Genomic DNA, 21,296 nt, shown 5'->3' with positions numbered 1-21,296 from the left:
AAGAAATGTTGTCTTTTTAGTGAATGTTAAAGAAAAGTTAAATATATATATATATATAATTATTAATTTTAGGGATAGTAAAATTTAAAAAAGAATTTAATTTAATATGAAGAAGATTTTAATGTTTTGTAGCATAGCTTTTGTGCTATCTTGTTCTAATGATTCTGATATTAAGAATGAATCATTAAATGTTAACGAATCATCCAATGTTCAGTCTCGACCTGGGATACCAACAATAGATGATGATATTGATCAATTGTTTTACAATTATATAAATTCCGATGAATTTATTAACTCAAATGTTGCTCATGATGAGTTTTTTGAAAAGCTAAATTATTCAGGTGATTATTCTGACATTGAAACTAAAGGAGAATTGATATTATGGATTAATCAGAATATTTCATTAACACAATTTCAAAACTCTGAAATGGCGCTTAGTGAATTAAATAGTTTGCTTAATTTAAAAAGGGCTAAATATAATGAGTTTAGAGAACTTTATTTATATATAGAAAATGCACCAGTTCTTGAAGTAACCGCTCGTTTTGATAAATGGTTTTTGAATGAAAATACCACAAATTCCGAAACTGATTGTGCAAAAGATTATAAAAGTTGTAAAACTACAGCGCATAATTCATATACTACAGCAATTAAAACTTTGAAATTATCTGATGCATCACCAGAAGAGAAAGATGCGGCGGCAACTGTAGCCGAAGATAAATATAAAAGCGATATGAAAGGATGTAAGGATACTTATAAATTGTGTGAAGCAAAAAAATAAATTTAAAAAAATAGAAAATTATGAAAAAACTTTTTTTACTATGTATCGCTTCAATTTTCGTGATGAGTTGCGACAATGATGCGGAAAGTATCAACTCGGATAAACAAACAGAGCAGGTAAATTCAACTCAAGAAAGAACAAATGTTCAAATCTCTAACGAAATCGACCAATTGTTTTACAATTATGTGAATTCAGCTGAATTTACCGAATATCAAATTCTTGTAAATCAGTTTGTTGTTAATTTAAAAATTGATGTTACAGAATTTAATTTTACAACAGAACAAGAGTTTTTTTCTTGGATAGATTCAAATATTGAGCAAACTGAATTTGGAAGTGTAGAAGTAGCAAAAGCCCAATGGAATGCTATGAAAAATTATACCCAAATAAGATTAAATAATCATTCCGAATTATTTAATTTTATAAAAATAAAAGATTCATCAATTTTACTTCCCTATTTTGTAAAATGGTTAGGAAATAATAATATAACAACAAGTGATGATTGTGATAAACAATTAACAGACTGTGAAGATCGGGCTTTTGGTTACTATATAGAAGACTTATCAAAAGCATTATTGATGAAAGAAGGCGGAAATGTTTATGTTCAAGTTGCAGATTTATATTACGAGAGAAGAATAAGCAGATGTGCTGCAAAATACAGAGATTGTATGGGAATTTAAAAATAATATAAAATGAAAAAATATGTTTTAATAGTAGTTTTTATGCTAACGTCGGTAGCTATTTACTCTCAAAATGGTGAGCAGCCTATTTTGAAAGACGACAAATTTAAAGAATTTTGTAAAGAATCTATTGACTTTTACACTTCAGGTACATACATAACTTTTAAAAAAGAAAGTAATGAGTTGATAGAAAAACTTCCTAAAGAATTTGAACCTGGACTTTATGTTGATTTTGATAAATGGATAACTAATAATTTATCATTAACAAAATTTAATACAGTTGAAGAAGCTAAAGTGCTTTACACAAAAGTATCAAAAGAAAATAAAGATATTAGGAAAAAAGATAACGAATTAAACAAATTAATGTTTGAATTTATTGATAAATATGGTTTAGATAATTTTAGGGCTGTTTACGACAAAGAAGTTTTGCTTAAATGCATAAAGGTTTGGTCAGCAAACGGATTAAGTTAGTAATAAAAGCGATTCAGTTATGAGTCGCTTTTTTAGTTATATCCAAATAAACGATTAAAGAATTAAATGCATAAAGAGTTAAACAATTAATCAACGGTTTAACTTCAAATAAATAATAGTATTTTTACGCAAATTAGTATCTTTATGAAAAGAGCATTTTTTGTTTTGGCATTTGGTTTGTTTACCATGTCTGCGGTGGCTCAAATAGCAGCAAATACGCAAGACGAATACCGTTTGTATGAAAAACAAGCAGCAGAAAAACGTTTGGCTTTCAAACAAAATCCCAATACGTTTAACTACGATGTAAAACATCATACATTAGCATTTACTGTAGATCCCACACAATACTACATTAGTGGAACGGTAACCACCCAGTTTGTGGCAAACCAAAATTTACAAACCATTGTGTTCGATTTAAGCCATGCGCTTACGGTGAGTGCGGTAACGCAAGGCACGCAAACAGCTGCTTTTAGCCAAGCAAACAATGAATTGGTGATTCAATTGCCACAAACCGTTGCGGCTGGCACACAAGGAGAAGTAAAAATAACTTACGAAGGTGTACCGCCAACTAACAACGAAGCTTTCACGCAGAGCTACCACAACAACACACCCATTATTTGGACGCTTTCTGAACCTTTTGGTGCAAAAGACTGGTGGCCTTGCAAACAATCACTAAACGATAAAGTAGATTCAATTGATGTGTATATCACCGCTCCAGAAGCCATGGTAGCAGTGACAAACGGGGTAGAGCAGTCGCAAGTTAGCAATACCAACGGCACCAAAACCACGCATTTTAAACACAATTACCCCATTCCGGCCTATTTGGTGGCAATCGCAGTAACCGATTATCAAATTTATAATCAATCTGCAGGCACAGCACCCAATACGTTTCCGGTGGTAAACTACTTGTATCCAGAGAATTATTCAACAAGTGTGAGCCAATTGGCAGTTACAATTCCTATTATGAATTTGTTTGAGCGGTTGTTCGGAACATACCCTTTTCATACGGAAAAATACGGTCATGCAGAGTTTAGTTGGGGCGGAGGAATGGAACACACCACTGTTTCTTTTATGGGGGGATTTTCGCGTGGATTAATTGCCCACGAATTGGCCCACCATTGGTTTGGAAACAAAGTAACGTGTGGCAGTTGGAATGATATTTGGATCAACGAAGGTTTTGCAGAATACATGGCAGGTTTGGTTGTAGAAGAACTAGACGGTTCCAACGCATTCACCAATTGGAAAGGCAATAAAATAAACAGTATCACATCATCTCCCGAAGGAAATGTGTATTTAACCAACAACCAAGCTTTAGATGCCAACCGAATTTTCAGCAGCCGTTTAACCTACAATAAAGGATCTATGGTGGTTCACATGTTGCGCTATGTGTTGGGCGATGAAGATTTTTATCAAGGAATGCGCAATTTCTTGAACGATCCTGCAATTGCCTATAATTATGCGGTTACCACCCAAGTGCAACAACATCTAGAGGCGGTTTCAGGCAAAGATCTTACGGAGTTTTTTAACGATTGGATTTATGGTCAGGGCTATCCTTCGTATCAAATAGATGCCGAACGATTATCAACTACACAAACCAAGATCACATTAAACCAAACCACATCACATGCAAGCGTTCCTTTTTATGAAATGCCCGTAACCCTGCAATTCACAGGCAACAATGGCGCAACCGAAACAGTAGTGCTGCAACACACACAAAACAACCAACAGTTTATTGTAGATACCGGCGTAGGCATGATTGATTTGGTTACATTCAATCCGTTCAATGATATTGTTTCAAAAGACAATACCGTGCGGTTAACTACTGCCGAAACCCCACAGCCAACTGAAATAATAGTGTATCCCAATCCATCAAAAACATCATTTGAAGTAGCCATTCCCGAAGATATAACGGTTTTATCGATGAATATTTATTCGATAAACGGAAAATTGGTAGCAAAAAACATCAGCAATCCCTATCCGTCCGAGCAATTGGCAAGCGGTACTTATCTATTAGAAATTCAAACACCCGAAAAAACCTATCATAAAAAAATTATAAAAAATTAAAATGAACCAAATGTGTGCAAAATACTACAGCGAAAAGCTTACATTTGTGCATCAAAAAATAGAAAAGTATTATAATTAATGGACATATTAGTTAAGTTATCACAGTTTTTATTGAGTTTATCATTATTAATTGTATTGCATGAGCTGGGACATTTTATTCCGGCAAAATTATTTAAAACCCGAGTAGAAAAGTTCTACCTGTTCTTCGATGTGAAATTTTCATTATTCAAAAAGAAAATAGGCGAAACCGTTTATGGAATTGGCTGGTTGCCCTTGGGCGGTTATGTGAAAATTGCAGGTATGATTGACGAAAGCATGGATACTGACCAACTAAAACAAGAACCACAACCATGGGAATTCCGTTCCAAACCCGCATGGCAACGTTTAATAATCATGTTGGGTGGTGTAACCGTAAACTTTATATTGGCATTTGTGATTTACATTGGAATGACATGGTTCTATGGCGATAAATATATTGCAAATGAGGATTTAAAAGATGGCGTATGGGTAGTTTCAAATCCATTATTAAAGGCAGGAATGGTTTCTGGAGACAAAATCATTTCTATTGATGGAGAGCGATTTGACCGTTTTAACGAAGTAAATGAAAAGTTAACCACAGCAAAGAAAATCCTAGTAGAACGAAACGGGCAAGAAAAAGAAATTGTGCTGCCAGTTGATTTTATCAACCAAATGATAAAAAATAAATCTGAACAAGAAAAAGGCTTTGTATTGCCAAGGGTTCCTTTTATTGTGTCAGCAGTTGAAGAGGGTTCTATAAATGAAGCGGTTTTAAAACCAAAAGATTTCATAACAAGTATTAATGGCGAAGAAATAAAATTTGCCGATCAAGTAAAGCCCATTTTAAGTAAGTATAAAAACCAAACAATTCCAGCAACAATATTAAGAAACGAAAAACCTGAAACCATTCAGTTGAAAGTGAACGCAAACAGTGAACTAAACATTGCCTATGCACCAATGATTAGTTTAGAAAATGCTGAAAAATTGGGGCTTTATAAATTAAATACAGATCATTACAGTTTATTGGAATCAATTCCCATAGGTTTAGAAAAAGGAAAAGACAAATTAGTAAGTTACGGTAAGCAGTTAAAAATGATTGTGAACCCTGATACCGGTGCTTATAAAGGAGTAGGAGGTTTTAAAGCAATTTATGATGTTTTTCCAAACACATGGAGTTGGGAATACTTCTGGAGCATCACCGCATTTCTTTCCATAATGCTAGGTGTAATGAATTTATTGCCAATTCCGGCATTAGATGGTGGGCATGTATTGTTTTTATTATACGAAATGATTTCGGGCAGAAAACCAAGCGATAAATTCCTAGAATATGCACAAACAGTTGGTTTTGTTATACTTATTGCTTTGCTGTTGTTTGCAAACGGAAACGACATTTTTAAAGCCATAACAAGCAAGTAAAAAAAATACTATTTTTTTTAAAAAGATGTTTGTAGAAACGAAAAATCGTTCTATATTTGCAACGCAATAAAGGTAACACACCTTCCTCCTTAGCTCAGTTGGTTAGAGCATCTGACTGTTAATCAGAGGGTCCTTGGTTCGAGCCCAAGAGGGGGAGCAAAGTTGCAAAAAGCAACACTTCTTTTTATTGCAAAATAGAAACTTAAAATTTAAGTTTCCTCCTTAGCTCAGTTGGTTAGAGCATCTGACTGTTAATCAGAGGGTCCTTGGTTCGAGCCCAAGAGGGGGAGCAATATACAAAAAGCCTTACAGGAATGTGAGGCTTTTTTGTTGTTTAAAACAGTTTTACTGGGTATGTCAACTTTTATTACAGAAAATACTAAGGTAGTTTAAAAGTAAAAGGTGTAAAGTTCGGTTGAAGAGTTTTTAAAAACTAGGTGTCCCAAAATGTGTCAGGTGTCCTGTGGAAATCAAATAGTTACGTCAATTTTTTAATATTATAAAATATTGATTATGAACTTCAATTAGGTAAAAATCTTATTCGTTTTAAGTAAAGCTAAAATGAATATGCGAGGAATGTGTCCCCACGCTGCCGCACGAATCTTTCGTGTGGTAAGTAATAAAAACCAAACAGCCTCTTTACAAACGTATTGAGGCTGTTTTACTATTAAAACACTTTACTGCTGTTGCACATTTAATAGTTTCGGGTTTTATAAGGCTATCTCGCATGCTGAAGGTTATGTAAAACCAAACGGAACAAATTCGTATCTTTACGTTTATCAATACAAAGATCATCTTGATTCCCACGCTGCCGCACGAATCTTTCGTGTGGTAAGTAATAAAAACCAAACAGCCTCTTTACAAACGTATTGAGGCTGTTTTATAAAAAACGTTACAAATCTTTCCGCATGCAGAGGGATATGTTAAAAACAATGCTGGTAATTATGTTTATCACTATATTTACTAAGACCATTTGGATTCACGAGACAAAGCTTTGAGAAAGCTTTTGTGAAAGATACCCGAACGTAGTGAGTGTAAGGTTAAGCTATGCAGATTGCGACGGTAACGGAACAATTAATCCTGCAACAGAGATACTGGAAGATAATAATTATTACCCGTTTGGGTTAAAGCACAAAGGTTATAACGAAGTTGTAAACAGTAACCGCAGTGAATCAGCAGAGAAGTATAAGTATAATGGCAAGGAACTTAATGAAGATTTAGGAGTGAATGTTTATGAGTATGGAGCAAGGTTTTATATGCCAGATATTGGACGTTGGATGGTAATGGATCCGGTAACACACCACGATTATTCACCATATAGTGCGTTTGATAATAACCCAGTGTATTGGAGCGACCCGAGTGGAGCGGATGCTACTACACTTATCAATAGTTTATGGGATAAGTCAGGCAACGGATTAACTTCTTATACATTAGAAGATGGACAGATTGTAGATACGTACTATGATAAAAATGCTGCTGATATTGTACGAACGATGTTAGCATTCGTTTTATCACCGGATGAAACTAATGGTGGTGGTGGTGATGGAAATGGTGATGGCGGTGGAAACGGTAATGGTGGTGGTGGATGGCAAAAACTAGATAAATCAACTTTGAGAAATTATGCACAGAAACTGTGTAATTGCTCAGGAGGAATGCTGGAACAGTTTACAGGTGCTTTATTCGAAAATGCTTGGCATAGTTCATATCAATTAATTGGAGCTATAGATAATTATAGAGCTAATAAAAATAAAATGAAAGGCGGAAGTAGAACAACTGTTCCTGATGGAGTTTCTGATGGAATAATAAAAAGATGGTTTCTAAGTGATATAGTTGTGCCAAATGCAGCTTGGTTTGAAGTAAAGGCAATGAATGGAACAATATATAATTCGACAAGTAGTAGTCAAATAAAAGGTCATATAACTAATTTAGCATCGTTTGTACCAGCAGCCTATAGAAGTTGGGGCTATTCGAAAGCGAGCGCAGCATCATTAACGTTAGTTACGACAACGGGAGTTTCTATTCCAACAAGTGTAAATGCATTGGCAGCATCAAATAATATTATTCTATATCAATATACAGCACAGTATATGATGAATGGTTCACAAATGATGATCCAGTTTCAACTTTCTAGCCAAAATGGCGTAACAATTCCATTTAATTATACTACACCACCAGTACCATTAAAATAATACAACATGAAATTTTTTTTAATTTTTTTACTATTTTTTATTCAGATTAATATGAGCGCACAAGGATTGTCATATCAAGTGATTTCTCGCGAAAAAATAAATAATATTTTGAGAGAAAAACATTCATTAGTTACTAGTACATATATAAATAATTATAATTCTTGTTTTGTAACAATTTTTAAAGATGGCACCGCACTTATGGCTCCTCCCATTTTAGGAGGTGATGAAGGAATATTTTTTTTAGATGTTAAATCTATGGAAGAAATGATAGCTTCAAAAAAATATCCTGTAAAAGGTATTGGAACATTTTGGGAAAAAGAGAAAGGCAATATAGAAAAAATAAATTCTAATATTCATTTATACCGTGATAGATTATCAGAAGTATTGAATACTGAATTAGTATTTGATAATAACTCTGAATACTTATGTAAAGTTTCAAAATTGATCAATGAAAGATTAAATAAGCGTAAAAATAATAATAATGTAAAAGAATATGTTTCTATTTATATTGCGGAACTTATAAGACAAAAATATAATGGAAAATGGGGTTTATTCATAGAATATACATTCAATAATTACTATATTCCATATATTATAAGTGAAGATAAAAGTTGCGATGTAATCGGAAGTGTCTTAAATGAACTTGAATTAGCTAAATATACGCGACTGAATATAGAAGAAATTATTAACAAAACAGGAAATAAATTCTACAGATATGACAAGAAAAGGTATATATTGTTAGAATGAATTAATTGCAACAGCTTCTTTACAAACGTATTGAGGCTGTTTTACAAAATATTGAAATTTTCCACATGCAGAAGGTTATGTAAAACCAAATGGAACAAATTCGTATCTTTACGTTTATAAATACAAAGATCATTTTGATTCACGAGGCAAAGCTTTGAGAAAGTTTTCGTCGAAGAGACCTGAACACAGTGAGTGTAAGGTTAAGCTATGCAGATTGCGACGGTAACGGAACAATTAATCCTGCAACAGAGATACTGGAAGATAATAATTATTACCCGTTTGGGTTACAGCACCAAGGGTATAACAATATTGCCAATAGTTGTCGCAGCGAAGAAGCAGAAGCTTATAAGTACAACGGTAAAGAGTATGAGGACGCTTTTGGGCTGAACATTTACGAAATGGATCTACGTCAGTTAGATCCCGGTATCGGGCGTTGGATGGTAATGGATCCGGTAAAACACCACGATTATTCACCATATAGTGCGTTTGATAATAACCCAGTGTATTGGAGTGATCCGAGTGGAGCGGATGCTACTACACTTATCAATAGTTTATGGGATAAGTCAGGCAACGGATTAACTTCTTATACATTAGAAGATGGACAGGTTGTAGATACGTACTATGATAAAAATGCTGCTGATATTGTACGAACGATGTTAGCATTCGTTTTATCACCGGACGAAACAAATGGAGGTGGTGGAGATGGAAATGGTAATGGTGGTCAAGGAAAGAATAAAGGAGCTAACCCTCAAGGTATAGGTTTTCATAATGGAACTTATACTTTTTTTGGAGTGCCTGTTAATATAATGGATACAAACTATGGTGCTGCATCATATGCATTAGGTGCGCTTAATATTTATAGAGGTACTTGGGACAGGTTTAGAAGGAGTGGAACATTATATACAGATGATGGATATCTTTTAATGCATGAATACGGACACTATTTACAAGCAAAATACGGAGGTGAGTTTCAATATATATTTGTTGCAATAGCGAGTATGGTTGATTATTGGCAAACTGATTATGAAGGTCATCAAAAACATTGGAGTGAAATACAGGGTAGTACTCTTGCATACTATTTTTTTGGTAGACCTGAACCATTTTTAGAGGACAATAAAGTCAATCCTAAATATGTTAATGAACAACACTTAAATTCATTATTAAATTTATTTATAAAACATCCAGATTATAAACCATGAAAAAACTAATATATACAGTCAATGCTCTAAGTTTACTTTTAATTACATTATTAATGATTAAATGTGAAGGATATGATAATAGACAAATTATATTTGAAAATAATTCAATGAACTCTGTCTATTATAGTATGACAATAGAAGACCAAATGTTTAATATTGAAAAATATAGAATTAAGCAACGATTAAAAAAAGGTGAAGAACTATCTTCTATTGATATAACAGGGTTATTTATGAGTGGTGAGATTATTAAAGACAGCATTACTGAGATATCAAGACGCCCAAGAGAATGGAAAAGGTATATCAATTCTGCAAAAGATAAAAAATTACATTTTTATGTTATAGTAAAAGATAGTGTTGATAAATATGGCTGGGAGCGTATACATGCAAGTAATATTTATAACAAAAAATACACTTTAGATATCGACGATTTAGATAGTTTAAATTGGACAATTGAGTACAGCGGTAATTAAAAACAACAGCCTCTTTACAAACGTATTGAGGCGGTTTTGAAAAGAGATAATTGTTGGTGTTTGGGTTACAGCACCAAGGGTATAACGATATTGCCAATAGTTGTCGCAGTGAAGAAGCAGAAGCTTATAAGTTAAACGGTAAAGAGTACGAAGACAGTTTTGGACTAAACATTTATGAAATGGATCTTCGTCAGTTAGATCCCGCTATCGGGCGTTGGTTAGTTCAAGATCCTGTTGTGCATCACGACTATTCACCATATAGTGCGTTTGATAATAACCCAGTGTATTGGAGCGACCCGAGTGGAGCGGATGCTACTACACTTATCAATAGTTTATGGAATATGTCAGGTGATGGTGTAACCTCTTATACATTAGAAGATGGCCAGATTGTAGATACGTACTATGATAAAAATGCTGCTGATATTGTACGAACGATGTTAGCATTCGTTTTATCACCGGACGAAACAAATGGTGGTGGTGATGGAAATGGTGATGGCGGTGGAAACGGTAATGGTGGTGGAAACAAAAAAAATGTTAAAAATGTAAATGAAGTTTCTTCTAATAGAGGAGTGGCTTTTGTGGGACCATATTTTTATTTTGAAAATTTGAGTTCATATGATTACTACATTAAGCCTGAAAATAGTAATGAAGCTATTTTGATTAAACCAGGTCAGATTTATGTTGGAAGAATTGATGGATTTGCATCAAAAGAATTAGGAATTATTGTTAAAGTTTCTGATTTTATGTCTCCAGTTGCAACAGATAAAGGAGTTTCTTATAGAAAATCAATTATACAAGATTTAATGTACAAAACACTAAATAAGTCCGATTATCAACAAATTAATCATAGTTTTTTAAAGAGCTTGCATAAATCAGGTGATTATGGTTGGGACAATCTTTTTAATACGCTTATCCATTAATATTAATAATTATGAAAAGAATACAGTTATATTTTAAAATTTTTGCGTTTGCACCAACAATCAATTTAGTTCTTTTTTTAATTCTTTTTTTTAGAGCTTACTTTTCTGTAGGTAGATTTCCTACATATGGTAGTCCAGATCCTAAAAATTTTGAATTTATCTATTTTATATATATATTAAGCTGGTTTTTGTTAGTTATTTCGTTAATTTTGTTGCCTATTTTTTTCTTTTTAATTGATAAAAAGATATCTTATAAAGTAAAGTATTTATTAATTTATATATCTGTTTTATTTTTGATTTTATATCTTTTTAGAATTGAATCACTTGGATTAGGAGATTGGATTTTAGACTAATTGTAATCTATAAACAAACAGCCTCTTTACAAACGTATTGAGGCTGTTTTACTATTAAAACACTTTACTGCTGTTGCATATTTAATAGTTTCGGGTTTTATAAGGCTATCTCGCATGCTGAAGGTTATGTAAAACCAAACGGAACAAATTCGTATCTTTACGTTTATCAATACAAAGATCATCTTGATTCACGAGGCAAAGCTTTGAGTAAGCTTTCCCGATACAGTAGTGCGGTAGATTATTTTGATGAAAAAGGTCTGCTTGATGATATTGTTGTTTTCAGAATGTTTGGTTTTTAAAGAATGACCACACGAAAGGATTCGTGCGGCAGCGGGGGCCATTTAATAATGGATATGTGAAGGTTGCAGGTATGGAGGAGTCGAATAATTATATGTCTGCAACTTTTGTCACAATGGAAGGACATATGGAGAAAGGTGTAATTACCTTTAGGCTTTATAATAATGATGGAGATATTAGATTTACTATTAATAGTTGCTCTGAAGTAGATATGGGGTTAGCTCCCGAAACCTATTCAAGAGAACAACAAGCTAAATCATGGAACGAAGTAACATCGAATATTTTAAAATATCTCAATGGAGATGATTTAAAATAATTGTAGATTAAAAAAAAAATATGTTTTATATTTATACTTTATTAATTCCCATAATTTTACTATTATTAGGGTTTTGGTTAACAAATACAAACTTAAAAAAAGCAAGTAGTGTAGTCAATCTTATTTTTCAGATGATTCCTCACTTTTTTGGCTATGCCTTCTTCATATATTTTTTGGAAATGGAAGGTTATATTATTGCCCCATGGGCTTTTTACACAATAATTTTCTATTTAATACCGATTTCAGCTATAATAATTATCCTTAAATTTTATTTTTACAAAAAATAAAATTTGCTCATATAGTTAACAGCTTCATTACAAAAGTATGGAGGTTGTTTTGAAGCAAACAAATAATACCCATTTGGTTTAAAACATCAGGGATATAACAACTTGCCGGGCGATGGTTATAAATATAAGTTCTTAAACAAAGAATACGAAGACAGTTTTGTACTTAATGTTACAGAGACAGATTACAGACACTACGACAGTGCGTTAGGACGTTTTAATGTGATTGATCCATTGGCTGAACTAGCACCTGACTTTACACCATATCGCTATGGTTTTAATAACCCTGTGTTATTTAGTGACCCTTCGGGGTTATTTGAAACTTGGTATTCAGCACGTAGTTATCAGTTAAGCCGAGGATTATTTGGTTCTATCATTGATTATGACTGGGATAATGATTATTGGTATATTGAAAGTAACGGAAGTAGGATTTCACAATTGGGAGATAAAATTTTAAAGATTTATGAAATGGATGGAGAATGGATTATGGATTCTACCGAATCAGCTGGTGGTGGTAATGGTGGCGGTGATGTTGGATCCAAAAGTTCATCATCTAAAAAAAGTGAAGCCGGTTTTTGGAAGTTTTGGGAGACTGGTGGAATGTTTAATGTTTATGGAGTTATGAGAGATATGCCAGGCTTTAAACCAAATTCAAGAAAACGCAGTGCAGTTGATGTGTCAATGAATTATGACCAAGTTATAAGCCCAGCAATGGGGAGCAGCTGGTTAGAAAGGCTAAAAGATCTGTTAGGCGGTTTAGATACCAGAAGTTCTACTTTGTGGGAAAGATTGAATAAAACGGAGACAAATGATAAAGATACTGAAGCAAAAGAATTTTTTAGTTATGAAACGTATGGTTTTATACCTAGTACATGGGAGAACAGATTTATTTTAGTGCCTACAACAAGAAGCGTACATATGACACCAACCGACTTTAATAATACAGATTGGAATCAACAGAAAATCTACGATTCAATTAAAGCGGTTGAAGTAATAAAAACTAATGACATCACTAAATATTACAAATAAAAAAATAGATAAAATGAAAAAGTCATTTATAGCATTATGTCTATGTATAGGCATTTTTTCTTGCAAAAATGAAGAAAAAGCTAACAACAATGAAACAAATGCAGAAACAGAAAATAAAGAAGAATCATACAATCAGCTAAAATATACATTTAATTTACCTGATACGATTACTGTAAATAGACCGTATAAAGCTACTATTGAGTTTAAGAGTGATTTTGATTCGATTATTGATCCTCTGCAAGCAGGAGGAAAAGCATTAGAAGACCCAACAAAAGATAGGTTAATAACATTTTATCATTATGAACCTGTTAAGTCAACAGTTAAATCAAATGAAAATATGATTTTAATAGACTCAACTTTTGTGCTAAATAAGAGTTTTGATATAGATAATATTGTATTTAAAGAGAAAGGAGAATTTGTTTTTCGTGGAATGATATTAGATAAAATGCGCTATCAAGGTTACAATGAAAAAGGTATTTTAAATTCTGTTCGTTTTGAAAGCCTTAAACAACAAATCCGCAAAAAAGTAGTTGTAATTGACAAATAAACAAACAGCCTCTTTACACACGTATGGAGGCTGTGTTATTATGAAACACTTACTGCTGCTACACCTTTTTAGGCGGCAAATCAAAAGCAATGGCATTGTGCTCAAAATGCCCTTTGTGTGCCCCGTCGCAAAAAGGTTTGTTTTTAGATAATCCACAGCGGCAAATTGAAACTATCGTTCTTCCTTGCAATCCGTAAGCGTTTCCGTTTTTATCTACTATTTCAAAATCTCCTTCAATTTTAACCGATCCGTTGTCGTTAATGGTAAGTTTTGTTTGTGCCATAATTTGAACTGTTTATTCGTTTCATTACAAAACTATGGATAATGTGGGTAATTATCACTTGCGGCATTCTATTTAGAAACGTTCCTTTTAACATCAAATTTTTAAGAAAGAAGTTTTTTTTATAGTACATTTCAATCAAATAATACTATTCGTTTTTACGTATGATGTCTTTTTTGGTTGTTGACCGGTGTGACTTAATTCAAACAATCACATATAAAAGTGCAGTGCGCCTTTTTATAGAAAAATTAACGAAATCCAAAGAATTACTTTTTTAACAGATAATAAAAAAATAAAATTAATCGTTTATCTTTGAAGATTAAATGAAATATATTATGAAATTTTTGAAAAAAATAAGTCTAGTCGTTTTATTAGCAACTATTTTTACGCTTGTAGGTTGCGACAGGGAAGATCCTGATACAGTTGGACCAACGATCGAAATTACAAATATTCCGGATAATAAGGAATTCAAATTTGGAGAAGATTTAACAATGCGTTTCTTGTTTACAGATCAAACAGGTGTGTATGAATATGCGTATGAAATATACTCAAAAGATTTTCTACCACAAGAGTTTACCGTACCGCAAAAACATTTCGACTTGCAAGGTTATTATACACAGATAGATCAAATGCAAACTGTGATTTTACCTGCGAAATCAGCTGCCGAAACCTATGCCGAGGGCGATTATATTATCGAAGTAAAAGCAGCGGATATCAACCAACGCGTTACTACTTATTACAAACCCATTCGCTTAGTATATCCAGCAACAGAATAAAATTATTTATGAAAAAGAGTTTAGTACCCGCTGTTTTAATGACAGCTGCAATTTTTGTTTCGTGTAAAAACGATGACAATATTGCCGAAGTAAAAAAATTACCCAAATCAATAACCAGTGTAGATACCAATTTATCGTTCTCATACAGTACCACCGGACAATTGGTAAAAGTTATTGATAAAGATTCTGAAACAGCATATACCGAAACCATTTTTACCTATGACAGCAGTGGAAAGGTAACTAAGTTTGTAACGATTTATAATGACCCAACAAGCACGGAAACCAATTCCTATACAATTACTTATCCAAGTGCTACCCAAGCAAAAGTAACCGATGAAGACAATGAATATGTATTAGTGAATTTTAACGATAAAGGGCAAGTTTTAAATTTTAATTTCTATGGTGATTTAACTACGTTTACCTACGACAATAAAGGCAATATCGTGAAAATTGTAGATGAAAACACCACAACCACAGCAAGCTATAATAGTGATAAAGGTGTTTTAAGCGGAATCACTTCGCCAAAGTGGGTGTTGTTATTAAGCGATTTCGATTTGCATTTTTTTGGTGAAAACAATCCCATCACAGTTACAGAAGTTGCTGTTTTCAATGGAACAACATACAATTCCTCTGAAACTTATTCATATCCGATAGCACATATTATCGATGGCTACCCAACTCGGATGTCGGTAAATTATAATGAAAACGGCTCTACAACCAACGAGGTTTACACGATTAATTATTAAAAAGAAATATATATTCATATAGTTTTCAGCAAATATTTTAAAAGAAATACTGTTTTGAAACGAGTGGCATACATTTGCTGGCTTTAAGGTTAAGAAGCTATTTTAGTGGCAATTAAAAAGCCAATTTGCAAGCTGTTAAAAAGCAAAAGTAAAAAACCCGAAATACATTTTAATTATTCCAAAAAAAAACTATCTTTGCACATCGAAAAAAGTTGTTTTTTCACAATTGATAATTAGCTGTTAAATAAATACATAAGCAATGTCTAAAGTTACAGGAAAAGTTGCACAAATTATCGGACCAGTAGTTGACGTAGTTTTTGATACTACATCTGTTGCATTACCGAAAATTTACGATTCATTAGAAGTTACTAAAGCCGATGGATCAAAATTAGTTTTAGAAGTTCAATCGCACGTTGGTGAAGATACCGTTCGTACAATCTCTATGGATTCAACAGACGGATTAAGCCGTGGAACCACGGTTGTGGCATTGGGTTCGCCAATTCAAATGCCAATTGGTAAAGAAGTTTTCGGGCGTTTATTCAACGTGGTAGGTGATCCTATCGACGGTTTAGAAGCGTTGCCAAAAACTGGTGAAAACGGTTTACCAATTCACCGTCCTGCTCCAAAATTCGAAGATTTATCAACATCATCTGAAGTTTTATTTACAGGTATCAAAGTAATCGATTTGATCGAACCTTATGCAAAAGGGGGTAAAATTGGTTTGTTTGGTGGTGCCGGTGTAGGTAAAACCGTATTAATTCAAGAGTTGATCAACAACATTGCAAAAGGTCACGGAGGTTTATCTGTATTTGCTGGTGTTGGTGAGCGTACGCGTGAAGGTAACGATTTATTACGCGAGATGTTAGAATCTGGTATTATTAAATATGGTGATGATTTCATGCACTCTATGGAAAATGGAGGTTGGGATTTAACTAAGGTTGATAAAGCCGGAATGATGGACTCTAAAGCAACTTTCGTATTCGGACAAATGAACGAACCACCTGGTGCACGTGCACGTGTAGCTTTGTCTGGTTTAACAATTGCTGAGTATTTCCGTGACGGAGCTGGTGATGGTCAAGGTAAAGACGTATTATTCTTCGTTGACAACATCTTCCGTTTTACACAAGCTGGTTCTGAAGTATCTGCATTATTAGGACGTATGCCTTCTGCAGTAGGTTACCAACCAACTTTAGCAACTGAAATGGGTGCAATGCAAGAGCGTATTACATCAACAAAAACAGGATCTATTACATCGGTACAGGCGGTTTACGTTCCTGCGGATGACTTAACAGATCCGGCGCCTGCTACAACTTTTGCCCACTTAGATGCAACTACCGTATTATCTCGTAAAATTTCTGAGCTAGGTATTTATCCGGCAGTAGATCCATTAGATTCTACTTCTCGTATCTTAACTCCTGAAATCTTAGGTAAAGAGCACTACGAATGTGCACAACGCGTTAAAGCAATCTTACAAAAATATAAAGAGTTACAAGACATTATTGCGATTTTAGGTATGGAAGAATTATCAGAAGCTGATAAATTAGCCGTTCACCGCGCACGTCGTGTACAACGTTTCTTATCACAACCTTTCCACGTAGCAGAACAATTTACTGGTATTCCTGGTGTGTTGGTTGATATTAAAGAAACAATTAAAGGATTTAATATGATTATCGACGGTGAATTAGATCATTTACCTGAAGCAGCTTTCAACTTAAAAGGTTCAATTGAAGATGCAATTGAAGCTGGTCAAAAAATGTTAGCTGAATCATAATAATTTTTTTAGTAGAAAGTTTGCAGTGCACAGCCACTAAGAGCCAAAAACTAAAAGCTAAAAACTAAAAAATATGATTTTAGAAATTGTTTCTCCAGAAGCTACACTATTCAAAGGTCAAGTTACCGCAGTGTCGGTTCCGGGAATAAATGGTGAGTTTCAAATGCTAAATAACCACGCACCAATTGTTTCTTTATTAATCGAAGGAAGAATTAAAATTGCTGGTAACAATTTACAATTTGAACCACAATTTGAAAACCGATTTGAAAAAATTGACAATAATACTTTTTACTTGCCAATTAAATCGGGAACATTAGAATTAAAAGACAATAAGATAAATATCTTAGCAAATTAAATAGAAAGCCAACTGCATAAGTTGGCTTTTTTGTTTTTAAGAAGTAGTTTAAACTTTATAATCACTACAAAAGCAGCAAAGGTAGTCGAGTGCTTTTTAAAGTGCAGTCCATGCTGCAAAGCATTGTTTGTTATTATAAAACGAGGGAAGTATTTAAAATGAGCATTAAAAAACCGCCTCTAATTTTTATTGAGAGACGGCTTTTGTTTTTTTGATGATAGTATACTATCCAATCGTTGCTCCGTTGTAAACTCCGGCTTCATCTGGGTTTACAAATACCAATTTACCTTCTTTGGTTTCGGTTAATAAAAGCATTCCTTCGCTTTCTACACCACGCAACTTTCTAGGTGCTAAGTTCACTAAAACAGTAACCTGCTTACCAATTACTTCTTCTGGTGTAAAATGCTCGGCAATTCCTGAAACAATCGTACGTACGTCGATACCTGTGTCAACCTTTAAAACTAATAATTTATTAGCTTTTGGCATTTTTTCGGCTTCTATGATTGTTCCTACGCGTAAATCAATTTTTGCGAAATCTTCAAACTGTGTGATTTCTTTTTGCGGTTCAACGGTTTTTGCTTCGGCTGCATTTGCCAGTTTTGTAGCTTCCAATTTATCAATTTGTTTTTGAATTTCTTCGTCTTCTATCTTTGCAAATAATAATTCTGCCTGACCAATTTGGTGTCCTGCCGGAATTAAATTGAATGTTTCTGCAATTTTGTTCCAAGCAATCGGTTCTGCAGCATTCAACATATTTTTCAATTTCGTTGCCGAAAATGGTAAAAACGGTTCTGCCAATGTAGATAATGCAGCAGCAATTTGCAACGCCACATACATTTGGGTTTTCACACGCTCTTCATCGGTTTTAATCAGTTTCCAAGGCTCTTCATCGGCTAAATATTTGTTTCCTAAGCGTGCCACATTCATCAACTCACCCAAAGCTTCGCGGAAACGGTAACGCTCAATCGAGCTTTCAATGACTGCCGGATAGGCTTTTAATTCAGCCAATGTTTGTTCATCAACTTCGTTAAAAGCATTTGGAGCAGGAATAATTCCGTTGTAATATTTGTTTGTTAAAACGACTACACGATTGATGAAATTCCCAAAAATAGCCACCAATTCGTTGTTATTTCTAGCTTGGAAATCTTTCCATGTAAAATCATTGTCTTTGGTTTCTGGCGCATTTGCCGTTAAAGTATAGCGCAGCACATCTTGTTTTTCTGGAAAATCAACCAAATATTCATTCAACCAAACAGCCCAGTTTTTAGAAGTAGATAATTTATTTCCTTCCAAATTCAAAAACTCGTTTGCCGGAACGTTATCAGGTAAAATATAGCTACCTTCTGCCTTTAACATCGCTGGGAAAATAATGCAATGAAACACAATATTGTCTTTCCCTATAAAATGAACTAATTTTGTGTCTTGATCTTTCCAATACGGCTCCCAGTCTTTACCTTCGCGGGCAGCCCATTCTTTTGTCGATGAAATATAGCCAATAGGCGCATCAAACCAAACGTACAGTTTTTTGCCTTCAGCACCATCAACAGGTACATCAATTCCCCAATCTAAATCACGGGTCACAGCTCTTGGTTTCAAACCATCGTCTAACCACGATTTTACTTGACCGTAAACATTTGGTTTCCAATCGTTTTTATGACCTTCAATAATCCATTCGCGTAGAAAAGTATCGTACTGATCTAAAGGTAAAAACCAGTGCTTGGTTTCTTTTAAAATAGGAGTAGAACCCGTAATGGTTGATTTTGGATTGATTAAATCGGTTGCGTTTAACGATGTTCCACATTTTTCGCACTGATCTCCATATGCACCTTCGCTGTTGCATTTCGGACAAGTTCCGGTTACGAAACGATCTGCCAAAAACTGATCTGCTTCGGCATCGTACAACTGCTCGGTAACCTCTTCGATAAACTTTCCATCATCGTACAATTTTCTAAAGAAATCAGAAGCCGTATCATGATGAATTTTAGCAGAAGTACGCGAATAATTATCAAACGAAATTCCAAATTCTTGAAAAGAATCACTAATGATTTTGTTGTATTTATCGATCACTTCTTGCGGAGAAATACCTTCTTTCTTGGCTTTCATAGAAATTGCAACTCCGTGTTCGTCACTTCCGCAAATAAAAGCAACATCTTTATTTTGCTGGCGTAAAAAACGAGCGTAAATATCGGCAGGAACGTAAACGCCCGCCAAATGCCCAATATGTATCGGTCCGTTGGTGTAAGGCAAAGCCGCTGTAACGGTATATCGTTTTGGATTTTGAATCATGACTGTATGGTTTTCAGCCTACAAAAATAGTGAAAAACCAATAGAGTTTAAAAAAGGAGAGCTCAATTAAAATTCAGCTTTTCTTACTTTTGCTCTAAAATGACCTTTTGCTGCCACAATAATTGTATCACTTCTTTCATCAATATATTGTGATTGGAAACTAACAAATCCGTAAATACTATCATTTAAATTATATTTCGCTTTGTCCAAAACAAGGTTTTGATAAAGTGTTTTGTGTTGAGGTTCTTTATCATCATAGGCAAGCATATCAGAGAATTTATAATACCTTGATGTGTAAGAATTACCACTTATTACCAAATTTAATCCATAACCTGAATTACCATCTGCGGTACCTATTTGAATATACAAAGAATCATTTCCTTTTTTAAAGCGTCAACTTTATTTAGTACTGAGAAATAATGTTCAGTCGCCTCAACATCTTTGCCATAATTAAAATGTACGTTGCTTGATTTTTTTGCATTAGGTATTACCTTATCTAAAAAGTTATATGTTTCAGGTAAAGTATTTAGAAATTTAAAAGCAGTATCCTTTTTTATATTTAGATTAACCTTAAATGTTTTATCAATTACTAAGTCTTCTTGACTATTCATTGTCTTGTTTTTGTTACAAGAAAAAACAAATAATGTTATTAGGGCAATTAGTAAAAACTTGTTTTTCATTTTAAAGTGTTTAATTAAATATACAAAAAAACCTACGAGGTTTTTAAAACCTCGTAGGGGGTAATTTATAAATCTGTCTTATAGCTAAAGACTAAAAGCTGTTATTATGGTAATGGCTGACCAACCGAAATATCGCAACGGTGACCTGGTTGTCCGTGTGCCGGGTTTGGTTTTCCTTTCATTCCCGGAGCTGTTTGTTGGGGTGGCATTTGTTGTTGTTGTTGTGCCGGAGCTTGTGTTTGTGCATTTCCACCACCTAAAAAGCCACCTTGATTTGGTTGTGCTGCCGGTGCAGAAGTTTGTCCTGCTCCTTGTCCTGGAGGCGAGTTTAATGGCGCTCCTACAGGAATATCGCATCGGTGACCTGGTTGCCCGTGCGGCGGATTCATGCCTGCTGCTGTTTTTGTATCAGCTGTATTTGTTGTTGTTGCTCCATGATCGTGGTCGTGTCCTTCACCCGGTGCATGGTTGTGACCCGCATGCGGATCCACCGGAGCGGTTTCTGTGGTTGCGGTAGTTTCTGTTGTGGTTGCTTCTGCCTTTGTATCTTTACAAGAAATCATTCCTAAAGCAGCAAATAATGCAATAATTGTTATTTTTTTCATGCTTAAAATTCTAATTAGTAAA

Annotated in this window: 22 protein-coding genes, 2 tRNA genes and 1 pseudogene; 20 read left to right on the top strand and 5 right to left on the bottom strand. The window is 34.0% G+C overall.

Annotation, left to right across the window (positions count from 1 at the left end; genetic code table 11):
- Nucleotides 1–106: 106 nt before the first annotated feature.
- From MG290_RS08470 to MG290_RS08395, 16 genes and pseudogenes are all read left to right on the top strand, one after another.
- Nucleotides 107–778, top strand: coding sequence for a hypothetical protein (locus MG290_RS08470; RefSeq protein ID WP_264560892.1), 672 nt, complete (start codon nt 107–109; stop codon nt 776–778).
- 20 nt (nt 779–798) lie between these two features.
- The gene (locus MG290_RS08465) at nt 799–1,455 is read left to right on the top strand and encodes a hypothetical protein (RefSeq protein WP_264560891.1); all 657 of its coding nucleotides are present in this window, start codon (nt 799–801) and stop codon (nt 1,453–1,455) included.
- Between the two features lie 12 nt (nt 1,456–1,467).
- Nucleotides 1,468–1,926 (top strand): hypothetical protein, encoded by a 459-nt coding sequence (locus tag MG290_RS08460; protein ID WP_264560890.1) that lies wholly within the window; start codon nt 1,468–1,470, stop codon nt 1,924–1,926.
- Between the two features lie 144 nt (nt 1,927–2,070).
- Entirely contained in the window at nt 2,071–3,990 is a 1,920-nt protein-coding gene (locus MG290_RS08455; RefSeq protein WP_264560889.1) for a M1 family aminopeptidase, read from the top strand.
- A gap of 78 nt (nt 3,991–4,068) precedes the next feature.
- On the top strand, nt 4,069–5,424 hold the full coding sequence (rseP, locus tag MG290_RS08450) for an RIP metalloprotease RseP (protein ID WP_264560888.1): 1,356 nt from the start codon (nt 4,069–4,071) through the stop codon (nt 5,422–5,424).
- Nucleotides 5,425–5,507: 83 nt separating this feature from the next.
- A tRNA-Asn gene (locus MG290_RS08445) sits at nt 5,508–5,581 on the top strand.
- A 59-nt stretch (nt 5,582–5,640) separates the two neighbouring features.
- Nucleotides 5,641–5,714: transfer RNA gene (locus MG290_RS08440), tRNA-Asn, on the top strand.
- A gap of 738 nt (nt 5,715–6,452) precedes the next feature.
- Nucleotides 6,453–7,613 (top strand): RHS repeat-associated core domain-containing protein, encoded by a 1,161-nt coding sequence (locus tag MG290_RS08435; RefSeq protein WP_264560887.1) that lies wholly within the window; start codon nt 6,453–6,455, stop codon nt 7,611–7,613.
- Between the two features lie 6 nt (nt 7,614–7,619).
- The gene (locus tag MG290_RS08430; protein WP_264560886.1) at nt 7,620–8,360 is read left to right on the top strand and encodes a hypothetical protein; all 741 of its coding nucleotides are present in this window, start codon (nt 7,620–7,622) and stop codon (nt 8,358–8,360) included.
- Between the two features lie 188 nt (nt 8,361–8,548).
- Nucleotides 8,549–9,559 carry an RHS repeat-associated core domain-containing protein gene (locus tag MG290_RS08425; RefSeq protein WP_264560885.1) on the top strand — a complete coding sequence of 337 codons (1,011 nt, stop codon included), beginning with the start codon at nt 8,549–8,551 and terminating at the stop codon, nt 9,557–9,559.
- Nucleotides 9,556–10,029, top strand: a complete 474-nt coding sequence (locus MG290_RS08420) for a hypothetical protein (protein WP_264560884.1) — start codon at nt 9,556–9,558, stop codon at nt 10,027–10,029. Before MG290_RS08425 ends, MG290_RS08420 begins: the two co-directional genes overlap by 4 nt.
- Before the next feature lie 56 nt (nt 10,030–10,085).
- Complete coding sequence (locus MG290_RS08415) at nt 10,086–10,949, top strand: RHS repeat-associated core domain-containing protein (protein WP_264563191.1); 864 nt, start codon at nt 10,086–10,088, stop codon at nt 10,947–10,949.
- Between the two features lie 11 nt (nt 10,950–10,960).
- Nucleotides 10,961–11,302: a hypothetical protein gene (locus MG290_RS08410; RefSeq protein ID WP_264560883.1), complete on the top strand. Its 342-nt coding sequence runs from the start codon at nt 10,961–10,963 to the stop codon at nt 11,300–11,302.
- Nucleotides 11,303–11,672: 370 nt separating this feature from the next.
- Nucleotides 11,673–11,915, top strand: a complete 243-nt coding sequence (locus tag MG290_RS08405; RefSeq protein ID WP_272585181.1) for a hypothetical protein — start codon at nt 11,673–11,675, stop codon at nt 11,913–11,915.
- A 368-nt stretch (nt 11,916–12,283) separates the two neighbouring features.
- Nucleotides 12,284–13,228 (top strand): annotated as a pseudogene (locus MG290_RS08400) (RHS repeat-associated core domain-containing protein); the annotation flags it as partial.
- Between the two features lie 13 nt (nt 13,229–13,241).
- Nucleotides 13,242–13,775 (top strand): hypothetical protein, encoded by a 534-nt coding sequence (locus MG290_RS08395; protein WP_264560880.1) that lies wholly within the window; start codon nt 13,242–13,244, stop codon nt 13,773–13,775.
- 58 nt (nt 13,776–13,833) lie between these two features.
- Here MG290_RS08395 and MG290_RS08390 read toward each other — a convergent pair whose 3' ends face one another.
- Nucleotides 13,834–14,058, bottom strand: coding sequence for a CDGSH iron-sulfur domain-containing protein (locus tag MG290_RS08390; RefSeq protein WP_257499929.1), 225 nt, complete (start codon nt 14,056–14,058; stop codon nt 13,834–13,836).
- Between the two features lie 332 nt (nt 14,059–14,390).
- Between MG290_RS08390 and MG290_RS08385 the strand changes: the two genes are divergently transcribed.
- From MG290_RS08385 to MG290_RS08370, 4 genes are all read left to right on the top strand, one after another.
- Nucleotides 14,391–14,831, top strand: a complete 441-nt coding sequence (locus MG290_RS08385) for a hypothetical protein (protein WP_264560879.1) — start codon at nt 14,391–14,393, stop codon at nt 14,829–14,831.
- Nucleotides 14,832–14,839: 8 nt separating this feature from the next.
- Nucleotides 14,840–15,577, top strand: a complete 738-nt coding sequence (locus MG290_RS08380; RefSeq protein WP_264560878.1) for a hypothetical protein — start codon at nt 14,840–14,842, stop codon at nt 15,575–15,577.
- A gap of 259 nt (nt 15,578–15,836) precedes the next feature.
- Nucleotides 15,837–17,348 (top strand): F0F1 ATP synthase subunit beta, encoded by a 1,512-nt coding sequence (gene atpD, locus MG290_RS08375; protein ID WP_264560877.1) that lies wholly within the window; start codon nt 15,837–15,839, stop codon nt 17,346–17,348.
- A 73-nt stretch (nt 17,349–17,421) separates the two neighbouring features.
- Nucleotides 17,422–17,703, top strand: coding sequence for a F0F1 ATP synthase subunit epsilon (locus MG290_RS08370; protein WP_257500591.1), 282 nt, complete (start codon nt 17,422–17,424; stop codon nt 17,701–17,703).
- A 225-nt stretch (nt 17,704–17,928) separates the two neighbouring features.
- Here the strand turns inward: MG290_RS08370 and metG are convergent, their stop codons facing one another.
- The 4 genes from metG to MG290_RS08350 form a co-directional block, all read right to left on the bottom strand.
- Entirely contained in the window at nt 17,929–19,989 is a 2,061-nt protein-coding gene (metG, locus tag MG290_RS08365; RefSeq protein WP_264560876.1) for a methionine--tRNA ligase, read from the bottom strand.
- 66 nt (nt 19,990–20,055) lie between these two features.
- Complete coding sequence (locus MG290_RS08360) at nt 20,056–20,358, bottom strand: hypothetical protein (RefSeq protein ID WP_264560875.1); 303 nt, start codon at nt 20,356–20,358, stop codon at nt 20,056–20,058.
- Nucleotides 20,343–20,600: a hypothetical protein gene (locus MG290_RS08355; protein WP_264560874.1), complete on the bottom strand. Its 258-nt coding sequence runs from the start codon at nt 20,598–20,600 to the stop codon at nt 20,343–20,345. Before MG290_RS08355 ends, MG290_RS08360 begins: the two co-directional genes overlap by 16 nt.
- 173 nt (nt 20,601–20,773) lie before the next feature.
- Nucleotides 20,774–21,274, bottom strand: a complete 501-nt coding sequence (locus MG290_RS08350) for a hypothetical protein (protein ID WP_264560873.1) — start codon at nt 21,272–21,274, stop codon at nt 20,774–20,776.
- Nucleotides 21,275–21,296: the final 22 nt, after the last annotated feature.

It is taken from the genome of Flavobacterium sp. CBA20B-1 (assembly GCF_028473145.1).
In the GTDB taxonomy this organism is placed as follows: Bacteria; Bacteroidota; Bacteroidia; order Flavobacteriales; family Flavobacteriaceae; genus Flavobacterium.
This window is presented reverse-complemented; position numbering and strand designations above follow the sequence as displayed.